1 protein-coding gene is annotated in these 1,109 nt (G+C 71.6%); it reads right to left on the bottom strand.

Going from position 1 to position 1,109, the window contains the following annotated elements; genetic code table 11:
• Positions 1–1,109, bottom strand: a 1,109-nt coding sequence (locus tag AWC19_RS02860) for an HNH endonuclease signature motif containing protein (protein ID WP_142280929.1), incomplete at both ends; no start/stop codon positions are given.

Raw genomic sequence — 1,109 nt, forward strand, 5'->3', positions numbered from 1 at the left:
GCGTGGTGGGGCGGGTCCGGTGAGTTGTGCCTGGCGCTGCAGGCGTTCGCGGCGGTTGTGGTTGCGTTCGGTGGCGATGGCGCTGGCGCGGTTTTGGGCGCGGGTGCGTCGGCGTTTGGGCATCATGGCGGTGCGCTCGGCGCAGTAGTCGGGGGTCAGGTCGGTTTCGGCGGCGGGCATGCCGCCCACCGCGCGACACAGGCTGGGAAACAGCAGCGCGCTGCCCGGGGTGGTGACATAGGTGTGGCCGGCCGGTGAGGTCACGATCAGGGTGCCATCGGCGAGCTGTTGTTCGGTCCAGCCGAAAAACGTCTTGACCAAATGATGGGTGCGGCAGTAGCACTTCAGGTTGCTCGCGTGGGTGGCCCCGCCGGCGCTGTAGGCGATGGTGTGGTCGATATCGCAGCGCGCCGCGGGCGCATCACAGCCGGGCCAGCGGCACGTCAGATCCCGGCACCGCACGAACTCGGCCAACGCCGCCGAGGGCGCATACCCGTTTTCGGGTGGGGCGTCGGCGGGGTGAACCAGCGGCACCAGCTTGGCCGAGCGGGCGAGCTCGGCCACCAGCTCCGGCGGGATCAGCCCGTCAGCACCCAGCTGGCTGCCCGGCGCGCTGCCGCGGCCCTCGACGCTGGCCTGCTCGGCGATCACATGGATGACCACCGGGCCGGCGGGCCGGCGGGCCCCCGCGGCGCAATCGCGGCGCCCGCAGCCACACCCCAACCGATCCGCCCCGGCGGCCAGCGCCCCCAGCGCATCGGCGCGGCGCTGCCGGCGGCTGCGCGGATCGTGTTCACACACCGTGGCCGCCAACGCGTTCAACCGCTGATCGAGCGCACGGGCGTCCGGGCTCAGCAGGCTGCCATGGATCTCCGAGACCCCGTCGGCGACCCGATCGCCGATCCAAATCTCGCGGTCGCTCTGCTCCTTTCGGCGCCGGCGCACCGCATCGACATCCGCGCGCGCCACCACCTTGTCCACCTGCGCGGCCAACCGGCCCCGGCTCATCGACGGCCACCGCGCCACATTGGCCGCCAACGCCGCATCCACCGCGGCCAGCACCTCGGCGTCGGTAATCAAATCGGTGCGATACACCAAGATCTGAAACT

This window comes from Mycobacterium palustre, assembly GCF_002101785.1.
Lineage (GTDB): Bacteria > Actinomycetota > Actinomycetes > Mycobacteriales > Mycobacteriaceae > Mycobacterium > Mycobacterium palustre.